Here is a 24,792-nt window from a genome sequence, read left to right on the forward strand (position 1 = left end):
GGCGCCCCTCACCTGTCGAAAGGAACCGACATGGCCGGCGAACGTCAGGCACGCCTCGGGGACCGCATCCGCGTGATCCTCGCCGAGAGGCTCGAGAAGGGTCTGCGCGACCCGCGTCTCGGCTTCGTCACCATCACCGATGTGCGCGTCACGGGCGACCTCCAGCACGCGTCGGTGTTCTTCACTGTCCTGGGAAGCGCCGAGGAGCGTGAGGCCTCGGCCGCCGCGCTGCGCTCGGCGACCGGCATGCTGCGGTCCGAAGTCGGCAAGCACCTGAACGTGCGCCTGACGCCGTCGCTGGAGTTCATCCCCGACGCGATCCCCGAGAACGCCGACCACATCGCCGACCTCCTGCGTGAGGCTCGTGAGCGCGATGCGGCCGTCGCAGGACTCGCCTCCTCGGCGTCGTACGCCGGCGAGGCCGACCCGTACATCAAGCCGCGCGAGTTCGACGCGGACGACGCGGACGACGAGGACGACGCACTCGACGCATCCGACTCGGTCGATGCGGATGAGGACGACGAGGACCAGCAGCGCTGATCTTCACGACGGCAGACGGAGGAATCCCTCGGATGCCTCGGCCAGCCCGTCGGCGATGAGCGAGTCGATCGCCCGGTCGCGCTGACGCGCATCCGGCCAGTCGGGCACGACCTCGGTGAGCGCGACCGCGTGGGTGGCAGCATCCCGGAGCACTTTCAGCACCGCGCCGCGCGCCTGGCGGTCGCTGCCCTCGTACCGCGCCTGCCGCCGGCGCTCGTCGCCGGTGTCGGGATAGCCCGCCGCGCGCCAGACGCACAGGTGCGCGATCGGACAGGATCCGCATCGCGGTGCGCGGGCCGTGCAGACGACGGCGCCGAGCTCCATCGCCGCGGCGTTCACGACCGCGGCTTCCACATCGTCGGGCGGCAGGATCGCGTCCATCGCCGCGAGGTCGCGCTTGGCGGGCGGACCGGGGTGCGATCGGCCGTCGACGGCGCGTGCGAGCACTCGCCGGGTGTTCGTGTCGACGACGGGAGCCCGCTCCCCGTACGCGAACACGACGACCGCTCGAGCGGTGTAGTCGCCGATGCCGGTCAGCGCGAGGAGCGCCTCGACGTCGTGCGGCACCACTCCCGCGTGTCGATCGCAGATCTCGACAGCGGCACGGTGGAGCCACAGGGCCCGGCGCGGGTAGCCCAGATTGGCCCACTGGCGCACGGCATCGGCGGGCGGCGAGTCCGCGAGGTCGGCCGCAGACGGCCAGCGCGCGAGCCAGGCCACGAGATGCGGGATCACCCGGTCGACGGGCGTCTGCTGCAGCATGAACTCGCTCACGAGCACGCCCCAGGCGCCGAAGCCGGGGCGTCGCCAGGGGAGGTCGCGGGCGTTCGCGCGATACCACTCGATGAGCGGCGGCGCGATTTCAGGCATGCGCTTCAGCCTAGGCTGGAGTCATGCGCCTGCCCGTCACGCCCGCCACCACGCTGTGGCGCGAACTGCGTGACGAGGTGCAGCACAACTACCCGGGCGGCCGCGTGATCGTGGCCGTCGACGGCATCGACGGCGCCGGCAAGACGACCTTCGCCGACGGACTCGCCGAGGTGTTCGCCGAGGCGGGCTCCGCTGTCTTCCGCGCGGGGATCGACGGCTTCCACCGGCCGCGCGCCGAGCGCTACGCCCGCGGGCGGCGCAGCCCCGAGGGCTACTACTACGACTCGTACGACTACGCGACCTTTCGGCGCGTGCTGATCGACCCGTTCCTCGACGGCGCCCAGACATCGGGGGCGACGGGCTTCCAGCTCGCAGCGTTCGATCACGTGCGGGACGCCGCCGTCGAGTCGCAGTGGGTCACGGCCCCGCGCGACGCGGTTCTCGTCGTCGACGGGATCTTCCTGCACCGCCCCGAGCTGAAGAACCTGTGGCACTGGTCGGTCTGGCTCGACGTACCCGAGTCGGTCGCGTGCGCGCGCATGGCGATCCGCGACGGCAGCGATCCCGATCCCGCCGCCCCGCAGAACGCCCGATACCGGCTCGGGCAGGAGCTCTACCTTCGCGAGGCGAGCCCCCAGGTCGCGGCATCCGCCATCGTGGACAACAGCGATCTCGCTCACCCGCGCCGCGTCTACCAGGACTTCTGCTGATGGCAGCCCCCGGTATCCTCCTCGTCGACAAGCCCGGCGGGATGACCTCCCACGACGTCGTCGCGCGCGCCCGGCGTGCGCTCGGCACACGCAAGATCGGTCACGCCGGCACCCTCGATCCCATGGCCACCGGTCTGCTGGTGCTCGGCGTCGAAGGCGCGACGAGGCTGCTGACCTTCATGGTCGGGCTCGACAAGACCTATGAAGCGACCATCCGCCTCGGCATCGCAACCGACACAGACGACGCCGAGGGCGTGACGGTGGCGGTGGCGGATGCCTCGTCCCTGGCGTCGCCCGCCCTCGTCGACGGCATCGCCGCACTGACGGGGCGCATTTCCCAGGTACCGAGCACCTACTCCGCGATCAAGGTGCACGGCCGCCGCGCGTACGACCTCGCCCGTGCTGGGGAGCAGGTCGAGCTGCGAGCGCGCGACGTGACGGTGTCGCGCTTCGACGTCCTCGACGAGCGACGCGACGGGGCCACCGTCGACCTCGATGTGGTGGTGGACTGCTCGAGCGGGACGTACATCCGCTCGCTCGCCCGCGACCTGGGGGCCTCGCTCGGCGTGGGAGGGCACTTGACGGCGCTCCGGCGCACGCGGATCGGGCCGTTCGACGTCGCGCGGGCGGCGTCCGCGGACGCGATCGACGCCGCGCCGCTGCTCTCGCCCGGCGATGCGGCGACCGCCGTCCTCAGCCGCTTCGATGTGACCGTCGAGGAGGCGCGGGATCTGCGCCACGGCAAGCGACTGCCGGGCGCGGCAGGACGTCTGGCCTCGCAGCCCGCGGCGGCGATCGACCCCGGCGGTGCACTCGTCGGCGTCGTCGAGAAGCGCGGCGACGACGTCAAGAGCTCGATGAACATGCCCGAGGAGGCAACCCGATGATCCTGTGGTTCACGATCGTGCTGCTGGCGGTCGCCGTGATCGCCGGACTCTTCTGCGTCATCGCCGGGCTCGCCGGTCGCCGGCCCAGCGACTTCACCGTCGGTGCGCTGGCCCTGCTCGAACTCCTGCTCATCGCCCAGATCGTGGTGGCCATCGTGGCTCCGCTGGTGGGCAACCCGCCGACGGGCAGCCTGCTGGAGTTCTGGGTCTACCTCGTCTCGGCCGCGCTCCTGCCGATTGCGGGCGTCGCGTGGGCGCTGCTCGAGCGCAGTCGCTGGAGCACCGTGATCATGGGGATCGCGGCGCTCGCCGTAGCCGTCATGGTCTGGCGGATGCACGCGATCTGGACGATCCAGATCGCCTGAGCCGCGTCACTTCGGCGCGAGGTAGGACTGCTGCACCCAGCCGGTCTTGCCGTTGTAGGCGACCTTGGCCCAGGAGCCCGAGGTGGCCTGGATCTTGCCGACGCCCGCACCCTTGGGGATGACGCCGAGGGAGGTGCCGCTCGCGGACGCGGTGGCCTTGAACGCGAGCGCCGCGGTCGCCGTGTAGGCCGTGGGGGTTGCCGGTGCTGCGGCGGTGTCGGCGAGGTAGGCGCGCTGCACCCAGCCGGTCTTGCCGTCGTACGTGACCTTCGCCCAGGAGCCCGAGGTGGCCTGGATCTTGCCGACGCCCGCACCCTTGGGGATGACTCCGAGGGACGTGCCGCTCGCGGACGCGGTGGCTTTGAACGCGAGCGCCGCGGTCGCCGTGTAGGGGGTGGTCGCCGGTGGGGTGGCGGGGGCCGCGGGCGTGTCGGTGAGGTAGGCGCGCTGTACCCAGCCGGTCTTGCCGTTGTAGGTGACCTTGGCCCAGGAGCCCGAGGTGGCCTGGATCTTGCCGACGCCCGCACCCTTTGGGATGACTCCGAGGGACGTACCGCTCGCGGACGCAGTGGCCTTGAAAGCCAGCGCGGCGGTCGCCGTGTAGGGGGCAGTTGCCGGGGGCGTGACCGGGGCCGCGGGCGTGTCGGTGAGGTAGGCGCGCTGTACCCAGCCGGTCTTGCCGTCGTACGTGACCTTGGCCCAGGAGCCCGAGGTGGCCTGGATCTTGCCGACGCCCGCACCCTTGGGGATGACTCCGAGGGACGTGCCGCTCGCGGACGCGGTGGCTTTGAACGCGAGCGCCGCGGTCGCCGTGTAGGGGGTGGTCGCCGGTGGGGTGGCGGGGGCCGCGGGCGTGTCGGTGAGGTAGGCGCGCTGTACCCAGCCGGTCTTGCCGTCGTACGTGACCTTGGCCCAGGAACCGGAGGTGGCCTGGATCTTGCCGACGCCCGCACCCTTCGGGATGACTCCGAGGGACGTGCCGCTCGCGGACGCGGTGGCTTTGAACGCGAGCGCCGCGGTCGCCGTGTAGGGAGTGGTCGCCGGTGGGGTGGCGGGGGCGGCGGGCGTGTCGGTGAGGTAGGCGCGCTGTACCCAGCCGGTCTTGCCGTCGTACGTGACCTTGGCCCAGGAACCGGAGCTGGCCAGGATCTTCCCGACGGCGGCGCCTTGGGGGATCACTCCGAGAGACGTACCGCTCGCGGACGCGGTGGCCTTGAACGCCAGCGCGGCCGTCGCCGTGTACGTCTTCGCCGGTACGGCAGCAGGAAGGGGCGCCGGCTTGTTGGGGGATACGAGCGAGGCGGAGACCCACCCGGACTGCGTGCCGACCTTCACCGGGATGAAGCCGGAGGTGATGAGCCCCGGTACGTGGACCATCGCGGTCGCGCGGGGGAGCAGGCGGATCGCGGCGTACCCCGTCGACGGTCCGGTGCGGAAGTTCGCATCGCCGACCGTGTAATACGTGCATGTGGCCGGCGCAGCCTTGGCGGTCACCGAGGTGGCGGAGGCGTAGACGTCGACGCCGCGCGCCTTGAGGAACGTGGCGGCGTTCTCGGCGGTCGCACTCGTCGCGCCGGCGCGCCAGAGCTCGAGGTGGAGGTGGGCGCCCGACGACACGCCGCTGTTGCCGACCTCGCTGATGCGCTGGCCGGCGGTGACCTTCTGGCCGACCTTCACGTGGGTCGTGGCCGACCAGATGTGCATGTAGATCGAGGTGTAGGTCACGCCGGAGATCGAGTGGCGGATCGAGATGTAGCCCGCACGCGACGAGGATCCGCTGACGGTGGCCGACACGGTTCCCGCTGCGATGGCATAGATGGGGGCGCCCGACCGCGCGGCGAGATCCACACCGTAGTGATAGGTCGAGGCGCCCGGCACGGGAATGCACCGAGGGCCGAAGTACGACGAGACGGTGTAGGTCTTCGCCGCCAGCGGGTTGCGGAAGGTGACCGCCGCAGCGGTGGGCGTCGGCGCCGCCGCAGCCAGCTGCGCCGCGATGCTCGGCATGGTGAGGGGCGCCGTAGACGTGGGGTCGGGTTCGGCGGGGGCCGGCGCGGCCGGGGCGGCGGGCTCGGTGGGCGCAGCTTCGACGGGATCGGGTTCCGTGGCCGTCGGCGACACGGCGGGCGCGGGCGTCACAGGAGCGGTCGGCGCCGGCGTCGGCGTGAGAGTGGCGTCCGGAGTCGGCGTCGCCTCGGGTGCCGCGGGAGCAGGAATGGGCGTGGCCGCGCTCACCGCGGGTGCCGCCATCGCGGCTGTCGGCGCGAAGCCGCCGAGGGTCAGGGTGACGGCGACGGTGCCGGCCAGAAAGAAGGTACGGGTCGAACGCATGATGTGGTTTTCGGGTCGGCGTGCGGGCGGGAGAAGCGGTTCGGGTTCCGTCCTGTGAATATTGTCACTTCTCGGTGTGTCTGTCTACTCACGTGTCTGTTGGGGCGTATGTGACCAACGAGACTCACCGGGTTCTCCAGCGGAACTAGGATTGAGAGGCCATGACACCCCCCGCCCGTCCCCGCCGCCGCATGACCGGAATCGGCCGTGTTCTCGTCATCGTCTACGCGATCATGGCGCTCGCCGCCACCGGTCGATCGTTCGTCCAGATCGTTCAGCGTTTCGATGAGGCCCCCCTCGCGTACACCCTTTCGGCCCTGTCGGCGGTGGTCTACATCGTCGCGACGCTGGCCCTCATCTTCGCCGGGTCCCGCGCGTGGTACCTCGTCGCGTGGATCGCGATCGTCTTCGAACTCGTCGGGGTTCTCGTCGTCGGCGCCCTCACCTTCGTGCTTCCCGACCTGTTCGCCCATCCGACCGTGTGGTCATGGTTCGGCATGGGGTACGTCTTCGTGCCTCTCGTGCTGCCGTTCCTCGGCCTCTGGTGGCTCATCACCCACCGGCCCGTTGCCAGCGGCGTCGCTTCCGAGCCCGCGACGGTCCGCGCATGATCGTCTTCCACGATCCGGCGGAGGTGCCCGCAGGGTTCGGACCCTCGGTCGTCGCGATCGGCAAGTTCGACGGCGTCCACACCGGGCACCGCGCCGTGATCGACCGCGCCCGTGTCGATGCGGCGACCGGCGGAGCACGCGTCGTCGCCGTCACCTTCGACCGCAATCCGCTGGCACTCCTGCGACCCGAGGTCTGCCCCGACAACCTGATCGGCGTCCATCAGAAGCTGCAGCTGCTGGCGGAGACCGGAATCGACGCGACCCTTCTCCTGCGCTTCGACCGGCAGCTCGCCGACCTGCCCGCCCGCGAGTTCGTCGAGCACGTGCTCGTCGGCGCGCTCGGTGTGCGCACGGTCCTCGTCGGCAGGGACTTCCGCTTCGGCCGCGGGGGAGCCGGCGACCCTGCGCTGCTCGCCGAACTGGGGCGCGAGTTCGGCTTCACCGTCGACGTGGTGGATGACGTCCGGGCCATCGAGGAGGGCCGACGTGTGTCGTCGACCTGGATCAGGGAGCTGCTGACCCAGGGCGACGTCGAGACGGCCGCGAAGCTGCTCGGCAGGATGCCGTCGGTGTGGGGCGAGGTCGTGCACGGCCTCAAGCGCGGTCGGGAGCTGGGCTATCCCACCGCCAACCTGTCATCGGAGTGCGAGGGGTTCGTTCCGGCGGACGGCGTCTACGCGGGCTGGCTGATCGACGAAGGCTCTCCCGACGGGCTGCGGCGAGGCATCCGCTATCCCGCGGCGATCAGCATCGGCACCAATCCCACCTTCGACGACGTGCCCGTGCGCCAGGTCGAGGCCTACGTGCTCGACGAGACCGACCTCGACCTCTACGGGCACCGCGTGGAGATCCAGTTCACCGCGAGGATCCGCGGCATGGTCGCGTTCGACGGCATCGAGGCGCTGGTGCGGCAGATGGCCGACGACGTCGCGCAGGTGCGCAGCGCTCTCAGCTGAGCGGCGCCGCCATAGACCTCGCCGCGGGCGCGGGCCTACGATCGAGGCGTGCCAGCCCTCGACATCCTCGCCGCTGCGGGTGCCGCAGCCAACCCCGTCAACCTGTGGGGCGCGCTGGGGTGCGCCGTGGCGTACTCCGCATCCCTGCTCGCCACGCTCGACGCCTTCGCGGACCTGATCCTCGCGAGGGGCGACTCGCCGGCCGGGCGACTGACGCCCGGGGTAGGCTTGAAGTTCGCGTCCAAGCTGGTGGCTGCGGCGATCGCGGTCATGGCGGCGGCGATCGTGCTCGCCCTCGACGAGAACTGGTTCGCCTTCACGAGCCTGACCATCGCATTCGTGGTGGTCGTCGGGATCGGCGTGATCGTCCTGCTGAGGCACTCGAGGATGACTGCGAATGAGCGGACAGCGACGCGCGCGAGCGGGTGAGGCAGCCTCGCCCTCGCCCACACACGACAGAGGGAGCATCATGAGCCGGACCGATCTGCAGACACTGCCCGAGCGGGCTGTCGCGCTGCTCGGCGGGGAGCCCGACGACACCACGTTGCGGCGCTACCTCCACGGCCTCCCCGGCGTCGACGCCGTCGGCCTCGAGCAGCGCGCGGCCGGACTCGGCACCCGCTCCATCAAGACCACGTCCAAGGCCTGGGCGCTCGACAAGATCATCGAGCTGATCGATCTCACGACGCTCGAGGGCGCCGACACCCCGGGCAAGGTGCGGTCGCTCGTCGCGAAGGCGCTGAATCCGGATGCCTCCGACCCCACGTGCCCTCGCGTCGCCGCCGTCTGCGTCTATGGAGACATGGTCCCGCACGCCGTCGAGGCGCTCGGTGCCGCGCACGGCGACCCCGATGAGGGCGGCGTGAGCGTGGCGGCAGTCGCCACCGCGTTCCCGAGCGGGCGGTCGTCGTTGGAGATCAAGCTCGCCGACACGGCCGACGCGGTCGCCGCCGGGGCGGATGAGATCGACATGGTCATCGACCGTGGCGCGTTCCTCTCCGGCCGCTACGGCCTGGTGTTCGATCAGATCGCCCGCGTGAAGGAGGCGTGCCGCCGCGAGGACGGCACCTATGCCTCACTCAAGGTCATCCTCGAGACGGGCGAGCTCAACACCTACGACAACGTCAAGCGCGCGTCGTGGCTGTCGATCCTCGCGGGCGGCGACTTCATCAAGACCTCGACGGGCAAGGTGCAGCCTGCGGCGACGCTGCCCGTGACGCTGCTCATGCTGGAGGTCGTGCGCGACTGGCACCGTGCCACCGGCGAGAAGGTGGGCGTGAAGCCCGCCGGCGGCATCCGCACGTCGAAGGATGCGATCAAGTACCTCGTGACCGTCGCCGAGACGGTGGGCGAAGAGTGGCTCCAGCCGCACCTTTTCCGCTACGGCGCATCCAGCCTGCTGAACGACGTGCTGCTGCAGCGTCAGAAGCTCAAGACCGGTCACTACTCCGGCACCGACTACGTGACGATCGACTGAACCGGGACAAGACAATGAGTTTCCTCGAATACGCCCCCGCGCCGGAGTCGCGCGCGATCCTGAATCTGCGCGACGAGTACGGCCTGTTCATCGGCGGCGAGTTCCGCCCCGGGAACGGCGAGTCGTTCGCCTCCATCTCGCCCGCCGACGAGAAGCACATCGCCACGATCGCCACGGCGACCGAGGCGGACGTCGACGCCGCGGTCGCCGCGGCGCGCCGCGCCTACGACAAGACGTGGTCGAAGCTGAGCGGCCGCGACCGCGGCAAGTACCTGTTCCGGATCGCCCGCCTCGTCCAGGAGCGCGCGCGTGAGCTCGCGGTGGCGGAGAGCCTCGACAACGGCAAGCCCATCAAGGAGAGCCGCGACGTCGACGTGCCGCTCGTGGCGGCCTGGTTCTTCTACTACGCCGGCTGGGCCGACAAGCTCGACTACGCGGGCCTCGGGGCGAATCCCCGCTCGCTCGGCGTCGCCGGTCAGGTCATCCCGTGGAACTTCCCCCTGCTCATGCTCGCGTGGAAGATCGCGCCGGCGCTCGCCGCGGGCAACACGGTCGTCATCAAGCCGGCTGAGACCACGCCGCTGTCGGCGCTCATCTTCGCCGAGATCCTGCAGCAGGCCGACCTGCCGCCGGGCGTCGTCAACATCGTGACCGGCGCGGGTGCGACCGGTGCGGCGCTGGTGCGGCATCCCGACGTGAACAAGGTGGCCTTCACCGGCTCCACCCCGGTCGGGCGGGAGATCGCCAAGGCGGTCGCCGGCACCGACAAGAAGCTCACGCTCGAACTCGGCGGCAAGGCCGCGAACATCGTGTTCGAGGATGCCCCCATCGATCAGGCGATCGAGGGCATCGTCAACGGCATCTTCTTCAACCAGGGGCACGTGTGCTGCGCGGGCAGCCGCCTGCTGGTGCAGGAGTCGGTGCACGACGAGGTCGTCGACCGGCTGAAGTCGCGCCTCTCGACTCTGCGTCTCGGAGATCCGCTCGACAAGAACACCGACATCGGCGCCATCAACTCGCGCGAGCAGCTCGATCGCATCCGCGAGCTCAGCCGCATCGGCGAGGAGGAGGGCGCCGTGCGCTGGAGCGCCGACTGCGTCATCCCCGACAACGGCTTCTGGTTCGCGCCGACCATCTTCACCAACGTGCAGGCCAGCCACCGCATCGCTCGCGACGAGATCTTCGGCCCGGTGCTCTCGGTGCTCACCTTCCGCACGCCGGCCGAGGCCATCGAGAAGGCCAACAACACGCCGTACGGTCTCTCGGCGGGCATCTGGACCGACAAGGGCTCGCGCATCCTCGCCGTCGCCGACCGCCTGCGCGCCGGTGTCATCTGGGCGAACACGTTCAACCGCTTCGACCCGTCCTCACCGTTCGGCGGCTACAAGGAGTCGGGTTACGGCCGAGAGGGCGGCAGGCACGGCCTGCTCGCGTACCTGAAGGGGGCTGCGGCGTGAGCAAGCGACTGACCGTGCCGAAGACGTACAAGCTCTACATCGGCGGCAAGTTCCCGCGCAGCGAGTCCGGACGCACGTACGAGGTGATCTCGTCGAAGGGCGACTTCCTCGCGAACGCCGCGCTGGCCTCCCGCAAGGACGCCCGCGACGCCGTGACCGCCGCCCGCGGCGCCGTGAAGGGCTGGGCGGGCGCGACCGCCTACAACCGCGGCCAGGTGCTCTACCGCGTCGCCGAGATCCTCGAGGGGCGCAAGGCGCAGTTCGTCGACGAGATCGTGCAGCAGACGGGCATCTCCTCGTCGGCCGCAGCCGCCGAGGTCGACGAGGCCATCGATCGCTGGGTCTGGTACGCGGGCTGGTGCGACAAGTTCGGCCAGGTCGCCGGCAACGGCAATCCGGTCGCCGGCCCGTACTTCAACATCTCGGTGCCCGAGCCGACGGGTGTCGTCGCGGTCGTCGCCCCGCAGGACACCGCCCTCGTCGGACTGGTGTCGGCCATCGCGCCGGCGCTCGTGTCGGGCAACTCGGTCGTCGTCATCGCTTCGCAGCGCTTCCCGCTGTCGGCGATCAGCCTCGCCGAGGTGCTCGCGACGAGCGACGTGCCCGGGGGAGTCATCAACGTGCTCACCGGCTCGCCGGCCGAGATCGCCCCGTGGCTCGCGTCGCACCCCGACGTGCACGGCCTCGACCTGGTCGGCGCCGGCGATCTCGACTGGATCGACCTGCAGATCGCGGCCGCCGAGACGCTCACGCGCGTGCTGCCTCCCGAGCAGGGGCCGGATGCCGCGTCCCCGAGCCTCGAGCGGATCGCCGCGTTCACCGAGACGAAGACGGTCTGGCACACCAAGAGCCTGATCTGACCGCACTGCGGCGTCGCGCGCGTCAGGCGAGGTCGAGCTCGTCCCACCGGCCGGGCTCGGCCAATTCGCCGTAGGCGACCTCGAGTCCCGTCGCGGACACGGACGCCACGCACGCCAGCAGCGAGAGCGTCGGGAAGCCGAGCGGCCGGTTGTCGCGGATGATGGCGCGGTCGTCGGTGGGAGGCAGTTCGGCCGACCGGCGAAGGACGCCGACCCAGGCATCCCACCATCGCTCGTCCTCGCCCAGGGGCGCCGACCGGAACTCGTCGAGCCACCGTGCGATGCGCGGCGTGCGCGGGTCGTCGACGTCGTCGTGGGCGATCATGTGCGTGCCGGGCTCCAGGTCCGTCGTTCGGAGGGTCTCGCCGTCCCAGGTCAGGACGCGGGAGCGGCCGTCGCGCACCTCGACCAGGTTGAAGCCGTGCGTGGGCGGCTCGCCCTCGGGAGACGACCCGAGCACCGAGTCGAGCACGATGCCCCCGCGGGAGATCAGTTCGGACTCGGGCCGGGTGACGGCATCCGCTCTGTTCAGCAGCACGGCGAGCCGCCGAGTATCGGGATCGGCCGCGAGCCACGCCCCGCCGGCACGCGCATCGCGCACGCCGACGACGCCCTCGTTCTCCGGCCACCAGCGTCCGAGCGCGTTCCACGGCCGTTCGGGGTCCTCATCGCGGATCGCGAGCACGCGCGTCGGCTCGTCGGCCGACGCCGGGACGCGGATCACCACGGTGCACATCGGGCTCCTCCTGCCTGCGGGATGCGGGTCGTGCCAAGATCGGATGGTGTTCGTCGTCGTCGGAGTCACGGGCGGGATCGCCGCCTACAAGACGGTGCACCTCGTGCGCCTCCTGGTGAAGGAGGGTCATGAGGTGCATGTCGTTCCGACCGACGACGCCGTGCGCTTCGTCGGACTGCCGACGTGGGAGGCGATCAGCCGTCACCCCGTGACGACCTCCGTCCACGATGACGTGGCCCGCGTCCGCCACGTCGCGCTCGGTCAGTCGGCCGATCTCGTGATCGTGGCGCCCGCCACCGCGAACACCCTGGCGAAGATGGCCACCGGACTGGCGGACGATCTCCTCGGAACGACCCTACTCGCGACGACGGCACCGGTCGTCGTGGCGCCCGCGATGCACACCGAGATGTGGCGCCACCCCGCGACGGTAGCCAACATCGCCACGCTGCGCTCGCGGGGCGTAATCATGGTCGGCCCCGCCGACGGCGAGCTCACCGGAGGGGACAGCGGGCCCGGACGCATGTCCGAGCCGGAGCAGATCTTCGAGGAGGCGCTCGCGGCCGCCGGCGCTCCGGCCCGCGACCTCGAGGGCGTGCGCGCCGTCGTGACGGCGGGCGGAACCCGCGAGCCCATCGATCCCGTGCGCTTCATCGGCAACCGCTCGAGCGGCAAGCAGGGCATCGCGGTGGCCCTCGCGGCCGCGGAGCGCGGCGCCGACGTCGTGCTCATCGCGGCCCATGTCGACGACGGCGTGCTGGCCGAGGCATCCGCTCATCCCCGTGTGCAAGTCGCGCGCGCCGGCACGGCGATGGAGCTGAAAGATGCGGTGACGGATGCCGCGGCCGACGCCGACGTGATCGTCATGGCCGCAGCGGTGGCCGACTACCGGGTGGCGGAAGTGTCCGACGCGAAGCTCTCGAAGGAGTCCGCCGACGGGCCGGGCATCACGCTCCGGCTGATCGAGAACGACGACATCCTGGCCGGCCTGGTCCGCGCGAGACCGGACGGCCAGACGGTGGTCGGCTTCGCCGCCGAGACGCCCGGAGACGGCGAGACCCTCCTCGACCGTGGGCGGCGCAAGGCCGCGCGGAAGGGCGCCGATCTGCTCGCCGTGAACCACGTCGGCTGGTCGAGGGGATTCGAGGCGGACGACAACGAGGTGGTGGTGATCGATGCCGCCGGCGCGGTCGTCGCCGAGGCGCGCGGGTCGAAGCGTCAGGTCGCGGACGCGCTGTGGGATGCCGTGCGGAAAACCCGAGGCGAAACTAAGTAACGAAAAGGTAACGGCGCATGTAGAGTGGTCGCACCCACGCCGACGGAGACGTGGTGCACGACCCGGAGGACATGCCCGATGCCCTACTCCGCGGCTTCCGATCGCCCACGCGACCGGATCCACGCCCTGTTCGTCGTCTGCGTGCTCGCGATGGCGAGCCTGGTGATCGCGTTCGTCGGCGCGACTCCTGCGAGGGTCAGCGCGACCGAGTTGCTGGGTGATCCGCGCACTCCCGGCGATGCCGCGTTCATCGCGAGCCATCGCGGCGGGGGAGCGACAGCGCCCGAGAACACGCTCCCCGCGGTCGCCGCCGCGCTCGCCGGCGGATTCGGCTACGTCGAGGTCGACGTCGCGCTGACCTCCGACGGGCACCCGGTGCTGCTGCACGACGCGAGAGTCGACCGCACGACCGACGGCACCGGCCGGCTCGATTCGCTCACGCTCGCCGAGGTGCGTGCGCTCGACGCGGGGTCGTGGTTCGATCCGCAGTACGCCGGCACCCGGGTGCCGACGCTCGTGGAGTTCCTCGATCTCCTCGACGAGTCCGGCGGTCGCGCGATCATCGAGCTGAAGGGCGAGTGGGATGCCGCGGCCATGGACGCGGCGCTCGCCGAGGTCACGCGCCGGGACCTCGCCGCCCGGGTGGCGATCGCCAGCTTCGACGCCCGCAGCCTCGCTCTGTCGGCCGCCGCATCGGACGTCGTCCCGCGCCTGCTCATCCTCAAGCATCTGCCGAAGGACGTCGTGACGGCGACCCAGCAGGCCGGTGTCCGCGGGATCATCGTCGACCGCAAGGCGGTCCTCGCCCGCCCCGAGGTGGTCGACGCCCTGCACGCAGAGGGAACGCGGGTCGTCGTGTACACGCTGAACAAGGACGCGCAGTGGGATGCCGTCACGGCCCTCGGCGTCGACGGCATCGTGACGGACAAGCCGCACACGCTGTCGGAGTGGCAGAGCGCCTCGGCAGAGGAGCGCTGACCGGATCCGAGGCGACCCGGCGCGGCGGTGCGCGTTCGTATGTGGCGGAGGTCGAGTAGGGCGCGGCGCGTGCCGCCACGCGGCGGCTTGTCCCGGCGTAGGGTCGTAGGTGCACCACTCAGGACCCGGGGGAATGTCATGCCGTACGACCGTCGCCGACGGGCGAGCCGAATGCTGATCGGAGCCGTCGCGCTCATCACCGTGGCGGCATCGATCGCGGGATGCCGGCCCGAGCCGGACCCCGAACCGTCGGCCGAGCCCACCTCGAGCGCCTCTCCGACCGCGACCGCCACGGCGACCCCGACCGCTTCTGCGACGCCGACGCCCACTCCCACCGCCGACGCCTTCGCCGTGCCGGCGACGTGCGAGGAGATCTACTCGCCGGCCATGCTCGCTCAGCTCGAGGAGGAGAACCCTCCCCTCAACGACCCGGGCGTCACGATGCTGTCGACCCAGGACGTCGACCTGCTCGAGGTCCTGGACAGCGGGCTGCCCACCCTGCGCTGCTCGTGGGGCATGCCGAGCGAGTTCGGGCTGGCCACCAACGTGAGCGCCGTCGACGCCGATCAGGCGGCCTTCATCGACGAGCAGCTCCTCGCCGGCGGGTTCGACTGCCAGACCCTCGGCGAGGGGACGATCTGCTCCTTCGAGCAGAAGGGCGTCACGCTCGACGACGAGGAGTACACGAGCGGCGAGACGCACTACGTCGGAGGCGGCGGCTGGGTGTCCACCGCGTGGATCAACTACGTCCCCGACGGCTACACGGAAGACATCGTCGACACGCTCTGGGGCTGACGGCCCCGATTCCGCTAGACTGGCGAGCAGGGATTCCGCTGGGGACGCCACAGCTCGCAGAAGCGAGTGCCCGTGGCCGCCGGCGAGCACATCCCGTCCCGCGTTCGCGACGGCGCTAGCGCCGCCCGCGGGAGCACCGCAGAACTTCGGTCTCGTACCGATCATCGCCGGCATCCCCGGCACTCACGCTCAGGAGGAGCATGCCGCCCACGGCACCCGCCCAGACGTCGGCTCAGCGTCGCCGGAAGTCCTCTTCCGCCCGCCGCGACGATGAGGCGCCCATCATCCCGATCCTCGCCCGCAAGGTGCGCGAGGTCGAGGCCAAGGCCCAGCGAGGCAAGCTCGGGCCCACCAACCGCGTCAAGTTCCAGGTCATCGCGTTCCTGGTGCGTGAAGAGCGCGCCCGCGTGAAGGCGGACACCGAGGTCACCGACGCCGCCCGGTCCGAGCTGCTCAAGCGGCTCGACGGCGTGGCCACGATCCTCGCCAAGACGGCGGCACGCGACACCTCGCTCATCCAGCTGCTCGAGGTCGACCAGGCCACGTCCCCGGTCGCGCGCCGCATGCGCCGTGACTGGCTGCTCGAGTCGGGCGCCGAGCTGCCGCCCGACGAGCTCATCATCACCGATGTGGCACCCGCCTCCGCCACGGTCGTCCCCGCCGCGCTCGCCGAGCGCCAGGTCGTGCCGCCGCAGGTCGAGGCCCGCCGCGAGGCGAATCCGTTCCTGCCGCCCGACCTGACCGCGCGCGCGCCGAAAGAGACCCCGCGGCGCCGTCTGGACGGCTGGGAGCTCATGGGCCCGCTGTACAAGGCGTTCGAGACCGGCGCCGGCGGCGGAAGCGCCACGATGGAGCTGCCTCCCGTCCCCGAGTTCGACCGCCTCTCGCCGAAGAACCTCGAGGTCATGCCGCACCAGTCGCGGTTCCTCGAGGCGGTTCGCCACGGACACCGCAGCTTCCTGCTCGCCGACGAGCCGGGCCTGGGAAAGACGGCGGAGTCGGTGCTCGCAGCATCCGTCGCCGGCGCCTACCCGCTTCTCGCCGTCGTGCCCAACGTCGTCAAGATGAACTGGGCCCGCGAGGTCGAGCGCTGGACCCCGCAGCGGCGCGCGACCGTCATCCACGGTGACGGCGAGAACATCGACGCGTTCGCCGACATCTTCATCGTGAACTACGAGATCCTCGACCGGCACCTGTCGTGGCTCGGCGACCTCGGCCTCAAGGGCATGGTCGTCGACGAAGCGCACTTCATCAAGAACCTCAGCTCGCAGCGGTCGCAGAACGTGCTCGCACTCGCGTCGCGCATCCGCGAGCAGGTCCGCAACCCGCTGATGCTCGCGCTCACCGGAACCCCGCTCATCAACGACGTCGAGGACTTCGACGCGATCTGGCGATTCCTCGGCTGGACGTCCGGTGAGAAGCCCGGTCCGGAGCTGATGGAGAAGCTCGACGAGACCGGTCTGACCCCGGCCGACAAGGCCTTCTACCCCGAGGCCCGCAACGCGGTGATCTCGATGGGCATCGTGAGGCGCAAGAAGAAAGATGTCGCGGCCGACCTGCCCGACAAGCTCATCGCCGACCTCCCCGTCGAGCTCGACGACGAGTACGGCCGGTCGATCCGCCAGGCCGAGCGCGAGCTCGGCGAGCGGCTGGCCGCACGGTACCGCCGCATCATCGACGCGCGCGGCGACCGCGGACTCGCTGCCGGCGAGATCGACGCCGACATCGTGCGCCTGGTCGCCTCGAACGAGCTCGAGGAGTCGAAGGCCGCCGGCACGGGGTCTGAGAACGTGTTCACGATGGTGCGCAGGATCGGCCAGGCCAAAGCCCTGCTCGCGGCCGACTACGCCGCCCAGCTGCAGCGGTCGGTGGGCAAGGTCGTCTTCTTCGCCAAGCACATCGACGTCATGGACGCCGCCGAGGCGCACTTCGCCGCGGCCGGGCTCAAGACGGTCTCGCTGCGCGGCGACCAGACGACGACCGCTCGTCAGCAGGCGATCGACGCCTTCAACAGCGACCCCGCCGTCGGCATCGCCGTGTGCTCCCTCACCGCGGCCGGCGTGGGCGTCAACATGCAGGCGTCGTCGAACGTCGTGCTGGCCGAGCTGTCCTGGACCGCCGCCGAGCAGACCCAGGCGATCGACCGCGTGCACCGCATCGGGCAGGACGAGCCGGTGACGGCGTGGCGCATCATCGCCGCGCACACGATCGACACGAAGATCGCCGAGCTCATCGACTCGAAGCAGGGTCTCGCCGCCCGCGCGCTCGACGGCGAGGCCGTCGACCCGCAGTCGAGCGACTCCGTGCAGCTGTCGGCGCTCATGCACCTGACGCGCCAGGCGCTCGGCGCGGACTGACGTTCGGTCAAGGATTCGGCGCCCGTCCCGCTTCGCGGGGCGGGCGCCTTTCGTTCGCGGCCGTGAATGGTGGGTGGGATCCCGCGGCCGTCTGAGCCCGCCGTGTGGCAGGCCGCGGCATCCGGCACTAATCTCGGGGGAGGCAGCGTCGCCGACCCTCTTCACCCGACAGCGAGGACCACAGCTATGAAGATCGGCATCCTGACCAGCGGAGGCGACTGCCCCGGACTCAACGCGGTCATCCGCGGCGTCGTGCTCAAGGGCACGACGACGTACGACCTCGAGTTCGTCGGCATCCGCGACGGCTGGCGAGGTGTCGTCGACGGCGACTTCTTCCCGCTGACGCGTCACGAGGTGAAGGGACTGTCGAAGGTCGGCGGCACGATCCTCGGCACCTCGCGCACGAACCCGTACGAAGGGCCGCGCGGCGGGGCGGAGACCATCGCCAAGACGATGTACGGCCACCGCATCGACGGCATCATCGCGATCGGCGGCGAGGGAACGCTGGCTGCAGCCAACCGCCTCGCGAACGACGGCATCAACGTGCTCGGCGTGCCGAAGACCATCGACAACGACCTGCGCGCGACGGACTACTCCTTCGGCTTCGACACGGCCGTCAACATCGCGACTGAGGCGATGGACCGTCTGCGCACCACCGGCGACTCGCACCAGCGCTGCATGGTCGCCGAGGTCATGGGCCGCCACGTCGGCTGGATCGCCCTGCACGCGGGCATCGCCGCCGGAGCCCACGCGATCTGCATCCCCGAGATGCCGATGTCGATCGATGAGATCGCCGCCCTCGTGTCGCGCGCCCACGACCGCGGCCGCGCGCCGCTGATCGTCGTGTCGGAGGGCTTCACCCTCAAGGGCATGGACGAGGCCTACAGCGACAAGGGCCTCGACGCCTTCAATCGTCCGCGGCTCGGCGGGATCAGCGAGGTCATCGCGCCCGAGATCGAGCGCATCACCGGCATCGAGACCCGCTCGACCGTGCTCGGCCACATCCAGCGCGGCGGCTCGCCCTCAGGCTTCGACCGTGTCCTCGCCACGCGGCTCGGCCTTCACGCGGCCGACGCCGTCGTCGACGGGGCGTGGGGCCAGATGGTCGCGATGCGCGGCACCGACATCGTGCGCGTGCCGTTCGCCGAGGCCCTCGGCGAGCTCAACACCGTCCCGCTGTACCGCTACGAAGAGGCCGCTGCGCTGTTCGGCTGATCCTCGGGCCCGCTCGCTCCCGCACGGATCTCAGGTCCGAGGCATCCGCCACCTCCCGTGTCTCAGTACATGGGGCTCCGCGGCGCCGCAGCTGCAGTACGTGTGACAGCATTTCCGCCTGTGTCCCAGAAGGTGCGGGTTCGTGCGCCGAAGGCCGCGGTTTGTGTGACATACGCGCCGCCTCACTCAGGGCTGACCCGGCCGCCATCCCGCGCTGACGAGGGCGTCGGCTACCCGGCGTACAGCGACCGCCGAGTCGGGGCGAAGGTGGTGGCTCAAGATGCGCACGAGTTCCCATCCCTGTGCACGGATTTCGTCCCACCGGTCGGAGTCCCGCCTGAATTGGGCCTCGTCGAACGCGTGGGTCCGCCCATCGTGCTCGACACCGACCCGGTAGCGCGGGTAGGAGAGGTCAAGCCGCGCCACGAAGCGGCCGTTGTCCGTGCACAGGCTCCAGTTCAGCAAGGGTTCGGGGAGCCCGGCGCGAATGATCGCAAGCCGAAGGGCCGTCTCTTCGGCGGTCTCCGCACCGGGTCTGATGTCCTCGATCGCCCGTGCGAGCCGCCCGCCGGAGACGTCCCCGGCTTCGGCGACCTCGCGGCGCAGATCGTCGACGGTGAGAAGGCGATTCCGCGGATGTACGAGGAAGTCTCCGGCGGCGACCAGGTCATCGTGGGCCCACAGCGTCGCCGCCTGCCGCCACAAGCGGGCCGGATGCTCGACGGGGAGCCGATCTGCGAGTCTGAGACTCGACTCGCGTGCCTGCAGCCGGTGGCCGACCGTGCCCGCCCGACGAGGCTGCGCTGCGGGACGCCGCGCGGACACATGGACCGCCCGCTCCGACGCGGTGGTGAAGGGCAGGGGCGCACCAAGAAGCGCGAGCCCCGTCTCGTGGCTGAAGAACTGATCGGGCGTCAGCGCCGGGGCGAAGCGCCGGGCCCTGGCGAGAAGATCGTCGCGGATGCGGTTGAGTCGCTGCGTGTGCGTCTCGTCGTCGGGGGTCGCGACAGCCGGAGTCCGCGTGGTGCGGACGCCGCGCGTCGGCTTCTCGAGGTCGCTCGCTCGCAGCCGCGAGGGGGACAGGCCGTGGTTCCGGGCCTCGGCGACGCTGAAGGGCCGGTTGGTCAACGGTTCGGGGAGCGGTCGTGCGCGCGCCATGCCCCCAAGTGAGTCCGACGGCCGGCGCCTGCACACCCGCGCTCCCCAATTGTGGGAGCTGCCGCGCTCGCCGGCTCACGGTGGAGGAGCCGAGTGTGTCGCAGAACTCGCGCCCTCACGTGCCAGAGCCCGCCCGTTCTGTGACATGTCGGTCGGGTGGGTCGCATGACCTGCGGGGCGAACGGCGAACGAGGCCACAGGAAGTGCGACGGAGGGAAGGGCGAGCGGATGCCGCGGCATCCGCTCGCCCGAAAAACCTCAGGCGTCTGCGACGCCGAGCACATCCAGGAGCCAGGCGAGCTCGAACGCGCGCTCGCGCCAGGCGTTGTAGCGTCCGGAGACGCCGCCGTGGCCGGCGACCATCTCGCACTTGAGGAGCGCGTCGGCACCCACCTCGCGCAGGCGCGCGACCCACTTCGCCGGCTCGACGTACAGCACGCGCGTGTCGTTCAGCGATGTGACGGCGAGGATCTTCGGGTACGAGGCATCCGTCCGCACGTTCTCGTACGGCGAGTACGACTTCATGTAGGCGTACACGTCGGGGTTGTGCAGCGGGTCGCCCCACTCATCCCATTCGATCACCGTCAGCGGCAGCGACGGGTCGAGGATCGTGGTGAGCGCGTCGACGAAGGGGACGTCGGCGAGGATCCCGGCGAACAGCTCGGGCGCGAGGTTGGCGACCGCGCCCATCAGCAGACCGCCCGCCGAGCCGCCCTCGGCGACGAGCTGCGTGGGCGTGGTGTAGCCGTTGTCGATCAGGTAGCGGGCGCAGTCCACGAAGTCCGTGAACGTGTTGCGCTTGCTGAGGAGCTTGCCGTCCTCGTACCACTGGCGTCCCATCTCGCCCCCGCCGCGCACGTGGGCGACGGCGAAGATCACGCCGCGGTCGAGCTCGGAGAGCCGCGGCACCGACAGGCCGGGCTCGATCGAGTGCTCGTACGAGCCGTAGCCGTAGAGGTGCATCGGTCGCGGCGCGGCACCGGCCTCGCCGAACGCGCGCTTCCACACGAGCGACACCGGGATCTGCGTGCCGTCCTGCGACGTCGCCCACACCCGGGCCTGGGCGTAGTGGTCGGGGTCGTAGCCGCCGAGCACGGGCTGACGCTTGCGCAGCAGCCGCTCGCCCGTCGCCACGTCGTAGTCGAAGACCGTGCCGGGCGTGACGAACGAGCCGTAGCCGAGCCGCAGCAGCGGCGGCGCCCACTCCGGGTTGCCGGCCGTGCCGACCGCGTAGAGCGGCTCGTCGAACTCGATCTCGCTGACGGCTCCGCTCGCGTAGTCGAGCATCCCCAGCCGGGGGAGTCCACCGCGGCGGTAGCCGACCACGCCCCAGTCGCGGAACGTCGAGACGCCCAGCAGCCGGTGGCCCGGCTGGTGGGGGATCACCACCGTGCGCTCACCGGTGGGAGCGGATGCCGCGACCCGCACCAGCTCGAAGTCCAGGGCGTCGTCGTTGTGGAGGATGAACAGCACGTCCTCGCCGCCGATCACGGCGTGCGCGCTCTCGTACTCGACCCCCTCGGTGCGCGGCCACACCACACGCGGCTCACCGCGCAGGTCGTCGGCGTCGATCAGCCACTCCTCGGATGTGATGGACGAGCCGATCTCGATCATCAGGTAGCGCTCGCTGCGGGTGAAGCCGGCGCCGATCCAATAGCGCTCGTCGGGCTCGTGGAAGAGCTTCACGTCACTGTCGACCGGCGTGCCCAGCTCGTGCAGCCACACCGTGTCGGGACGCCACGCGTCGTCGACCGTGGAGTACACGATGAAACGGCCGTCGGGCGAGAACGTCGCACCGGCGAACGTGCCGGGGATCTCGTCGGCGAGCTGCTCGCCCGTCGTCAGGTCGCGCACGCGCACCGTGTAGCGCTCGTCGCCGGCGACGTCGACGCCGTAGAGCATGAGGTTGCCGTCGTTGGAGATCTCGAAGCTCCCGAGTGAGAAGAACTCGTGTCCTTCGGCCTCGACGTTGCTGTCGAGGAGCACCTGCTCGCCGGGGACCTCGGTGTCGGGGGAGAGCTCGGGGGGCGTCCAGTCGTCGGGGGAGGCGAGCGGTGCACGGCACTGGATGCCGTACTGGCTCCCCTCGACGGTGCGCCCGTAGTACCACCACTGGCCGCGCCGCGTCGGCACGGAGAGGTCGGTCTCGAGGGTGCGGCTCTTGATCTCGTCGAAGATGCGCTCGCGCAACCCGCCGAGGTGCGCGGTCCGGGCCTCGGTATAGGCGTTCTCGGCCTCGAGATGCGCCACCACGGCGGCATCCTCCTTGGCCCGGAACCACTCGTAGCGGTCTTCGACGTCGTCGCCGTGATGGCTGCGTACGACGGGGCGAGGGTCGGCGATGGGGGCGGATGCTGCGGCAGAGGTGTCGTGGACGGTCACGGGATCAACGCTAACCCCCGCCGGCGGGCCGCGTATCGGCGAGAAGCAACGGCCGTCAAGTTGACCGGAGGCGAGGGCGGTGTAAGGATTCTTCTGGCCGGTTGCCGGTACCTGAACCCACGGTGAACTGTTCGTTCGTCACGCCGATCTCGTCGGCACTCCTCTCCACACCCCTCTTCGGAAAGCGAACGGTGGAAGCCGCAACCCTCATCATCGTGCTGGTCATCGCACTGGCGCTCTTCTTCGACTTCACCAACGGGTTCCACGACACCGCGAACGCGATGGCCACGCCGATCGCGACGGGCGCGCTGAAGCCCAAGACCGCCGTGCTGCTCGCGGCTGTGCTCAACCTCGTGGGCGCCTTCCTGTCGACCGAGGTGGCGCAGACCATCTCGGGCGGCATGATCAACGAAGCCGAGATCTCGGCGACGATCTTCCCCGAGATCATCTTCGCCGGACTCATCGGCGCGATCACATGGAACATGCTGACCTGGCTGCTGGGACTTCCCTCGTCGTCGTCGCACGCCCTGTTCGGCGGTCTGATCGGAGCGACCATCGTCGGCGTCGGCGTCGTGGCCATCAACTTCGGCGTCGTGATGTCGAAGGTCATCCTGCCGGCGTTCATCGCGCCGCTCACCGCAGGCATCATCGCGTTCACCGCGACCAAGCTCGCGTACGCGATCACCCGGCGCTACGACAGCAAGCCCGACGGCCGCGACGGCTTCCGCGTCGGCCAGATCTTCACGTCCTCGCTCGTCGCGCTGGCGCACGGCACGAACGACGCCCAGAAGACGATGGGCATCATCACCCTTCTGCTCATCACCTCCGGACTGCAGTCGGCGTCGAACCCGGAGCCGCAGACATGGGTCATCTTTGCCTGTGCGATCACGATCGCCCTCGGCACCTACATGGGCGGCTGGCGCATCATCCGGACGCTCGGCAAGGGGCTGACCGAGGTCAAGCCGGCCCAGGGATTCGCTGCCGAGAGCTCCACCGCCGCGACGATCCTCGCCTCCAGCGCGCTGGGCTTCGCGCTGTCGACCACGCAGGTCGCCTCGGGCTCGGTCATCGGCTCCGGTCTCGGCCGGCGCGGCTCGCAGGTGCGCTGGCGCACCGCCGGCCGGATCATGGTCGGCTGGGTCCTCACGCTCCCCGCGGCGGGCGCCGTCGGCGCGCTGGCCGCGCTCCTCGTCGTGTGGCTGCCGGTGTGGGGCGTCGTCATCGACGCGGTGGTCGCGGTCGCGATCATCCTGCTCATCTTCATCCGCTCGCGGCGCGACGAGGTCAACGCCGGCAACGCCATGAGCGAGGTCGCCGACTCCGGCAAGGCGGTCAAGGTGAAGCGCAACCCGCCGCCCACGCGCCGTCAGCGGAGGATCGCGCGGGAAGAGGCGCGCGTAGCCGCGGCCAGGGATGCAGCCGCCAAGAAGGCCGCGAGGAAGGCCAAGGCGGCCGAGCGATCCGAGCGCGGACCGAAGGGAGGGGGCCCCGCATGACCATCGACTGGATCGCATTCGTCGAGGTGTTCGTCGCGGCCTTCCTCGCCGCGACGATCGTCGTGAGCTCCTACGCCCTCGGACTGCGCCTGCTCGTCCGCGCGGGCCGTGCGCCGGTCGTGGCGCCGGCGGAGTTCACCGACGCCATCACGGTCATCACCGAGAAGGAAGCGCGTCGCGCCGAGAAGGCGGCGGCGAAAGCGGCCAGGAAGAGCCCGCTCACGGACGGCCAGAAGCGCGTCGCCCTCGTCGGCGCCTACCTGTCGTTCGCCGTCGCCGGTGCCGCCGTGCTCGGCGGTCTGCTGCTGATCCTCTTCAACCACTGAGGTCACGTCGCCGGCGAGCCCTAGGCTTGGCCGCATGCCTGCCGCACCCGTCCAGTTCGGCCAGTATCCGCCCGCGCGGCGGACGCTCCTGCACATCAGCGACACGCACCTGCTCGCCGGAGGCCGCCCGCTCTCCGATCAGTTCGACACCGGGCTGAATCTCGCGCGCACGCTCGAAGCGGCCGAGGCCACCGGCATCCGGCCCGATGCCATCGTCTTCACCGGCGACCTGACCGACCTGGGCGAGTCCGAGGCGTACGCGGCGCTGAGGGCGGCCGTCGAGCCCTGGGCCGAGCGCCTGGGCGCGCCGGTGGTGTGGGTGGCGGGCAACCATGACGAGCGGCCCGCGCTGCGACGCACGCTGCTCGACCTCGAGCCCACCGAAGAGCCGGTGACCGGCGTGTGGGACCTCGACGGATTGCGCCTCATCGCGCTGGACTCGACCGTGCCCGGGTGGCATCACGGCGACCTCGACGACGCCCAGCTCACCTGGCTGCGCGAGATGCTCGCGACGCCCGCGCCGCTCGGCACGATCCTCGCGCTCCACCACCCGCCGCTTCCGTCGCACGTGCCGCTGTTCGACATCCTCGAGCTGCGCGACCAAGGGCGCCTCGCCGAGGTGATCGCCGGCACCGACGTGCGGGCGATCCTGGCGGGCCACCTGCACTATTCCACCAGCGGCACGTTCGCCGGCGTCCCCGTGAGCGTCGCCGCGGCCACGTGCTACACGATGAACCTCGCGCGGCCCGCCGTCGACGTGAACGGCATGGACGCGGGCCAGTCCTTCCATCTCGTCCACGTGTACGACGACACGATCACGCACGCGGTCGTCCCCGTGGTCGAGGCGCCGACCGGCGACTACTTCTCGGCGGAGTGGGTGGAGCGGATGTCGCGACTCACCCCCGAGGAGCGGCTCGAGGGATTCTCGCGCAAGCCCTCCTGAGCCGGGCGCGATAGACGCGATGTACACCACTCGGCGTCCGATGTACCCCGGGTACACGCACGCCGCATA

23 protein-coding genes are annotated in these 24,792 nt (G+C 70.6%); 18 read left to right on the forward strand and 5 right to left on the reverse strand.

From position 1 onward, the window contains the following. Window positions 1-30 precede the first annotated feature (30 nt). Complete coding sequence (rbfA, locus tag JX005_RS03140) at window positions 31-540, forward strand: 30S ribosome-binding factor RbfA (RefSeq protein ID WP_214465926.1); 510 nt, start codon at window positions 31-33, stop codon at window positions 538-540. Between the two features lie 3 nt (window positions 541-543). On the opposite strand, the gene JX005_RS03145 is transcribed toward rbfA, so the two are convergent. Beyond that, window positions 544-1,410, reverse strand: coding sequence for an iron-sulfur binding domain-containing protein (locus JX005_RS03145; protein ID WP_214465927.1), 867 nt, complete (start codon window positions 1,408-1,410; stop codon window positions 544-546). Window positions 1,411-1,433: 23 nt separating this feature from the next. Between JX005_RS03145 and JX005_RS03150 the strand changes: the two genes are divergently transcribed. Genes JX005_RS03150 through JX005_RS03160 form a run of 3 tightly spaced genes read left to right on the forward strand, consistent with a single transcriptional unit; the run spans window position 1,434 to window position 3,372 of the window. Then, window positions 1,434-2,120: a nucleoside/nucleotide kinase family protein gene (locus tag JX005_RS03150; RefSeq protein WP_214465928.1), complete on the forward strand. Its 687-nt coding sequence runs from the start codon at window positions 1,434-1,436 to the stop codon at window positions 2,118-2,120. Then, window positions 2,120-3,007 (forward strand): tRNA pseudouridine(55) synthase TruB, encoded by an 888-nt coding sequence (gene truB, locus JX005_RS03155; RefSeq protein ID WP_214465929.1) that lies wholly within the window; start codon window positions 2,120-2,122, stop codon window positions 3,005-3,007. Before JX005_RS03150 ends, truB begins: the two co-directional genes overlap by 1 nt. After that, window positions 3,004-3,372, forward strand: a complete 369-nt coding sequence (locus JX005_RS03160; RefSeq protein ID WP_214465930.1) for a hypothetical protein — start codon at window positions 3,004-3,006, stop codon at window positions 3,370-3,372. The genes truB and JX005_RS03160 overlap by 4 nt, the downstream gene beginning before the upstream one ends. A 6-nt stretch (window positions 3,373-3,378) precedes the next feature. Here JX005_RS03160 and JX005_RS03165 read toward each other — a convergent pair whose 3' ends face one another. Continuing rightward, window positions 3,379-5,703 carry an SH3 domain-containing protein gene (locus JX005_RS03165; RefSeq protein WP_214465931.1) on the reverse strand — a complete coding sequence of 775 codons (2,325 nt, stop codon included), beginning with the start codon at window positions 5,701-5,703 and terminating at the stop codon, window positions 3,379-3,381. A gap of 161 nt (window positions 5,704-5,864) precedes the next feature. On the opposite strand from JX005_RS03165, the gene JX005_RS03170 reads away from it, so the two are divergent. Genes JX005_RS03170 through JX005_RS03195 form a run of 6 tightly spaced genes read left to right on the forward strand, consistent with a single transcriptional unit; the run spans window position 5,865 to window position 11,064 of the window. Further along, on the forward strand, window positions 5,865-6,314 hold the full coding sequence (locus tag JX005_RS03170) for a hypothetical protein (protein WP_246533415.1): 450 nt from the start codon (window positions 5,865-5,867) through the stop codon (window positions 6,312-6,314). Continuing rightward, complete coding sequence (locus tag JX005_RS03175) at window positions 6,311-7,270, forward strand: bifunctional riboflavin kinase/FAD synthetase (RefSeq protein WP_214465932.1); 960 nt, start codon at window positions 6,311-6,313, stop codon at window positions 7,268-7,270. The genes JX005_RS03170 and JX005_RS03175 overlap by 4 nt, the downstream gene beginning before the upstream one ends. A 48-nt stretch (window positions 7,271-7,318) precedes the next feature. Then, window positions 7,319-7,699 carry a hypothetical protein gene (locus tag JX005_RS03180; protein ID WP_214465933.1) on the forward strand — a complete coding sequence of 127 codons (381 nt, stop codon included), beginning with the start codon at window positions 7,319-7,321 and terminating at the stop codon, window positions 7,697-7,699. A 40-nt stretch (window positions 7,700-7,739) separates the two neighbouring features. Further along, the gene (deoC, locus tag JX005_RS03185; RefSeq protein WP_214465934.1) at window positions 7,740-8,747 is read left to right on the forward strand and encodes a deoxyribose-phosphate aldolase; all 1,008 of its coding nucleotides are present in this window, start codon (window positions 7,740-7,742) and stop codon (window positions 8,745-8,747) included. Window positions 8,748-8,761: 14 nt separating this feature from the next. Then, window positions 8,762-10,204 (forward strand): aldehyde dehydrogenase family protein, encoded by a 1,443-nt coding sequence (locus tag JX005_RS03190; protein ID WP_214465935.1) that lies wholly within the window; start codon window positions 8,762-8,764, stop codon window positions 10,202-10,204. After that, on the forward strand, window positions 10,201-11,064 hold the full coding sequence (locus JX005_RS03195; RefSeq protein WP_214465936.1) for an aldehyde dehydrogenase family protein: 864 nt from the start codon (window positions 10,201-10,203) through the stop codon (window positions 11,062-11,064). Before JX005_RS03190 ends, JX005_RS03195 begins: the two co-directional genes overlap by 4 nt. A 22-nt stretch (window positions 11,065-11,086) precedes the next feature. Here JX005_RS03195 and JX005_RS03200 read toward each other — a convergent pair whose 3' ends face one another. After that, complete coding sequence (locus JX005_RS03200) at window positions 11,087-11,800, reverse strand: NRDE family protein (RefSeq protein ID WP_214465937.1); 714 nt, start codon at window positions 11,798-11,800, stop codon at window positions 11,087-11,089. Window positions 11,801-11,846: 46 nt separating this feature from the next. Between JX005_RS03200 and coaBC the strand changes: the two genes are divergently transcribed. The 5 genes from coaBC (at window position 11,847) to JX005_RS03225 (ending at window position 18,418) form a co-directional block, all read left to right on the forward strand. Further along, entirely contained in the window at window positions 11,847-13,073 is a 1,227-nt protein-coding gene (gene coaBC / locus JX005_RS03205; protein ID WP_214466077.1) for a bifunctional phosphopantothenoylcysteine decarboxylase/phosphopantothenate--cysteine ligase CoaBC, read from the forward strand. Window positions 13,074-13,151: 78 nt separating this feature from the next. Next, window positions 13,152-14,051: a glycerophosphodiester phosphodiesterase gene (locus JX005_RS03210; protein ID WP_214465938.1), complete on the forward strand. Its 900-nt coding sequence runs from the start codon at window positions 13,152-13,154 to the stop codon at window positions 14,049-14,051. Window positions 14,052-14,222: 171 nt separating this feature from the next. Further along, entirely contained in the window at window positions 14,223-14,846 is a 624-nt protein-coding gene (locus JX005_RS03215) for a hypothetical protein (RefSeq protein ID WP_246533417.1), read from the forward strand. A 200-nt stretch (window positions 14,847-15,046) separates the two neighbouring features. Then, a complete protein-coding gene (locus tag JX005_RS03220) occupies window positions 15,047-17,203 on the forward strand; it encodes a DEAD/DEAH box helicase (protein WP_214465940.1) in 2,157 nt (718 codons plus the stop codon). A gap of 186 nt (window positions 17,204-17,389) precedes the next feature. Further along, complete coding sequence (locus JX005_RS03225; RefSeq protein WP_214465941.1) at window positions 17,390-18,418, forward strand: ATP-dependent 6-phosphofructokinase; 1,029 nt, start codon at window positions 17,390-17,392, stop codon at window positions 18,416-18,418. 186 nt (window positions 18,419-18,604) lie between these two features. Here JX005_RS03225 and JX005_RS03230 read toward each other — a convergent pair whose 3' ends face one another. After that, window positions 18,605-19,576 carry a putative endonuclease domain-containing protein gene (locus JX005_RS03230; RefSeq protein ID WP_214465942.1) on the reverse strand — a complete coding sequence of 324 codons (972 nt, stop codon included), beginning with the start codon at window positions 19,574-19,576 and terminating at the stop codon, window positions 18,605-18,607. Between the two features lie 258 nt (window positions 19,577-19,834). Then, window positions 19,835-21,958: a S9 family peptidase gene (locus JX005_RS03235; protein ID WP_214465943.1), complete on the reverse strand. Its 2,124-nt coding sequence runs from the start codon at window positions 21,956-21,958 to the stop codon at window positions 19,835-19,837. Window positions 21,959-22,149: 191 nt separating this feature from the next. On the opposite strand from JX005_RS03235, the gene JX005_RS03240 reads away from it, so the two are divergent. Genes JX005_RS03240 through JX005_RS03250 form a run of 3 tightly spaced genes read left to right on the forward strand, consistent with a single transcriptional unit; the run spans window position 22,150 to window position 24,723 of the window. Next, complete coding sequence (locus tag JX005_RS03240) at window positions 22,150-23,454, forward strand: inorganic phosphate transporter (protein WP_214465944.1); 1,305 nt, start codon at window positions 22,150-22,152, stop codon at window positions 23,452-23,454. After that, complete coding sequence (locus tag JX005_RS03245) at window positions 23,451-23,780, forward strand: peptidase (protein ID WP_214465945.1); 330 nt, start codon at window positions 23,451-23,453, stop codon at window positions 23,778-23,780. Before JX005_RS03240 ends, JX005_RS03245 begins: the two co-directional genes overlap by 4 nt. Before the next feature lie 34 nt (window positions 23,781-23,814). Next, window positions 23,815-24,723 carry a phosphodiesterase gene (locus tag JX005_RS03250; protein ID WP_214465946.1) on the forward strand — a complete coding sequence of 303 codons (909 nt, stop codon included), beginning with the start codon at window positions 23,815-23,817 and terminating at the stop codon, window positions 24,721-24,723. Window positions 24,724-24,792: the final 69 nt, after the last annotated feature.

Origin of the sequence: Microbacterium flavescens (genome assembly GCF_018588945.1) — a bacterium.
GTDB lineage: Bacteria > Actinomycetota > Actinomycetes > Actinomycetales > Microbacteriaceae > Microbacterium > Microbacterium flavescens.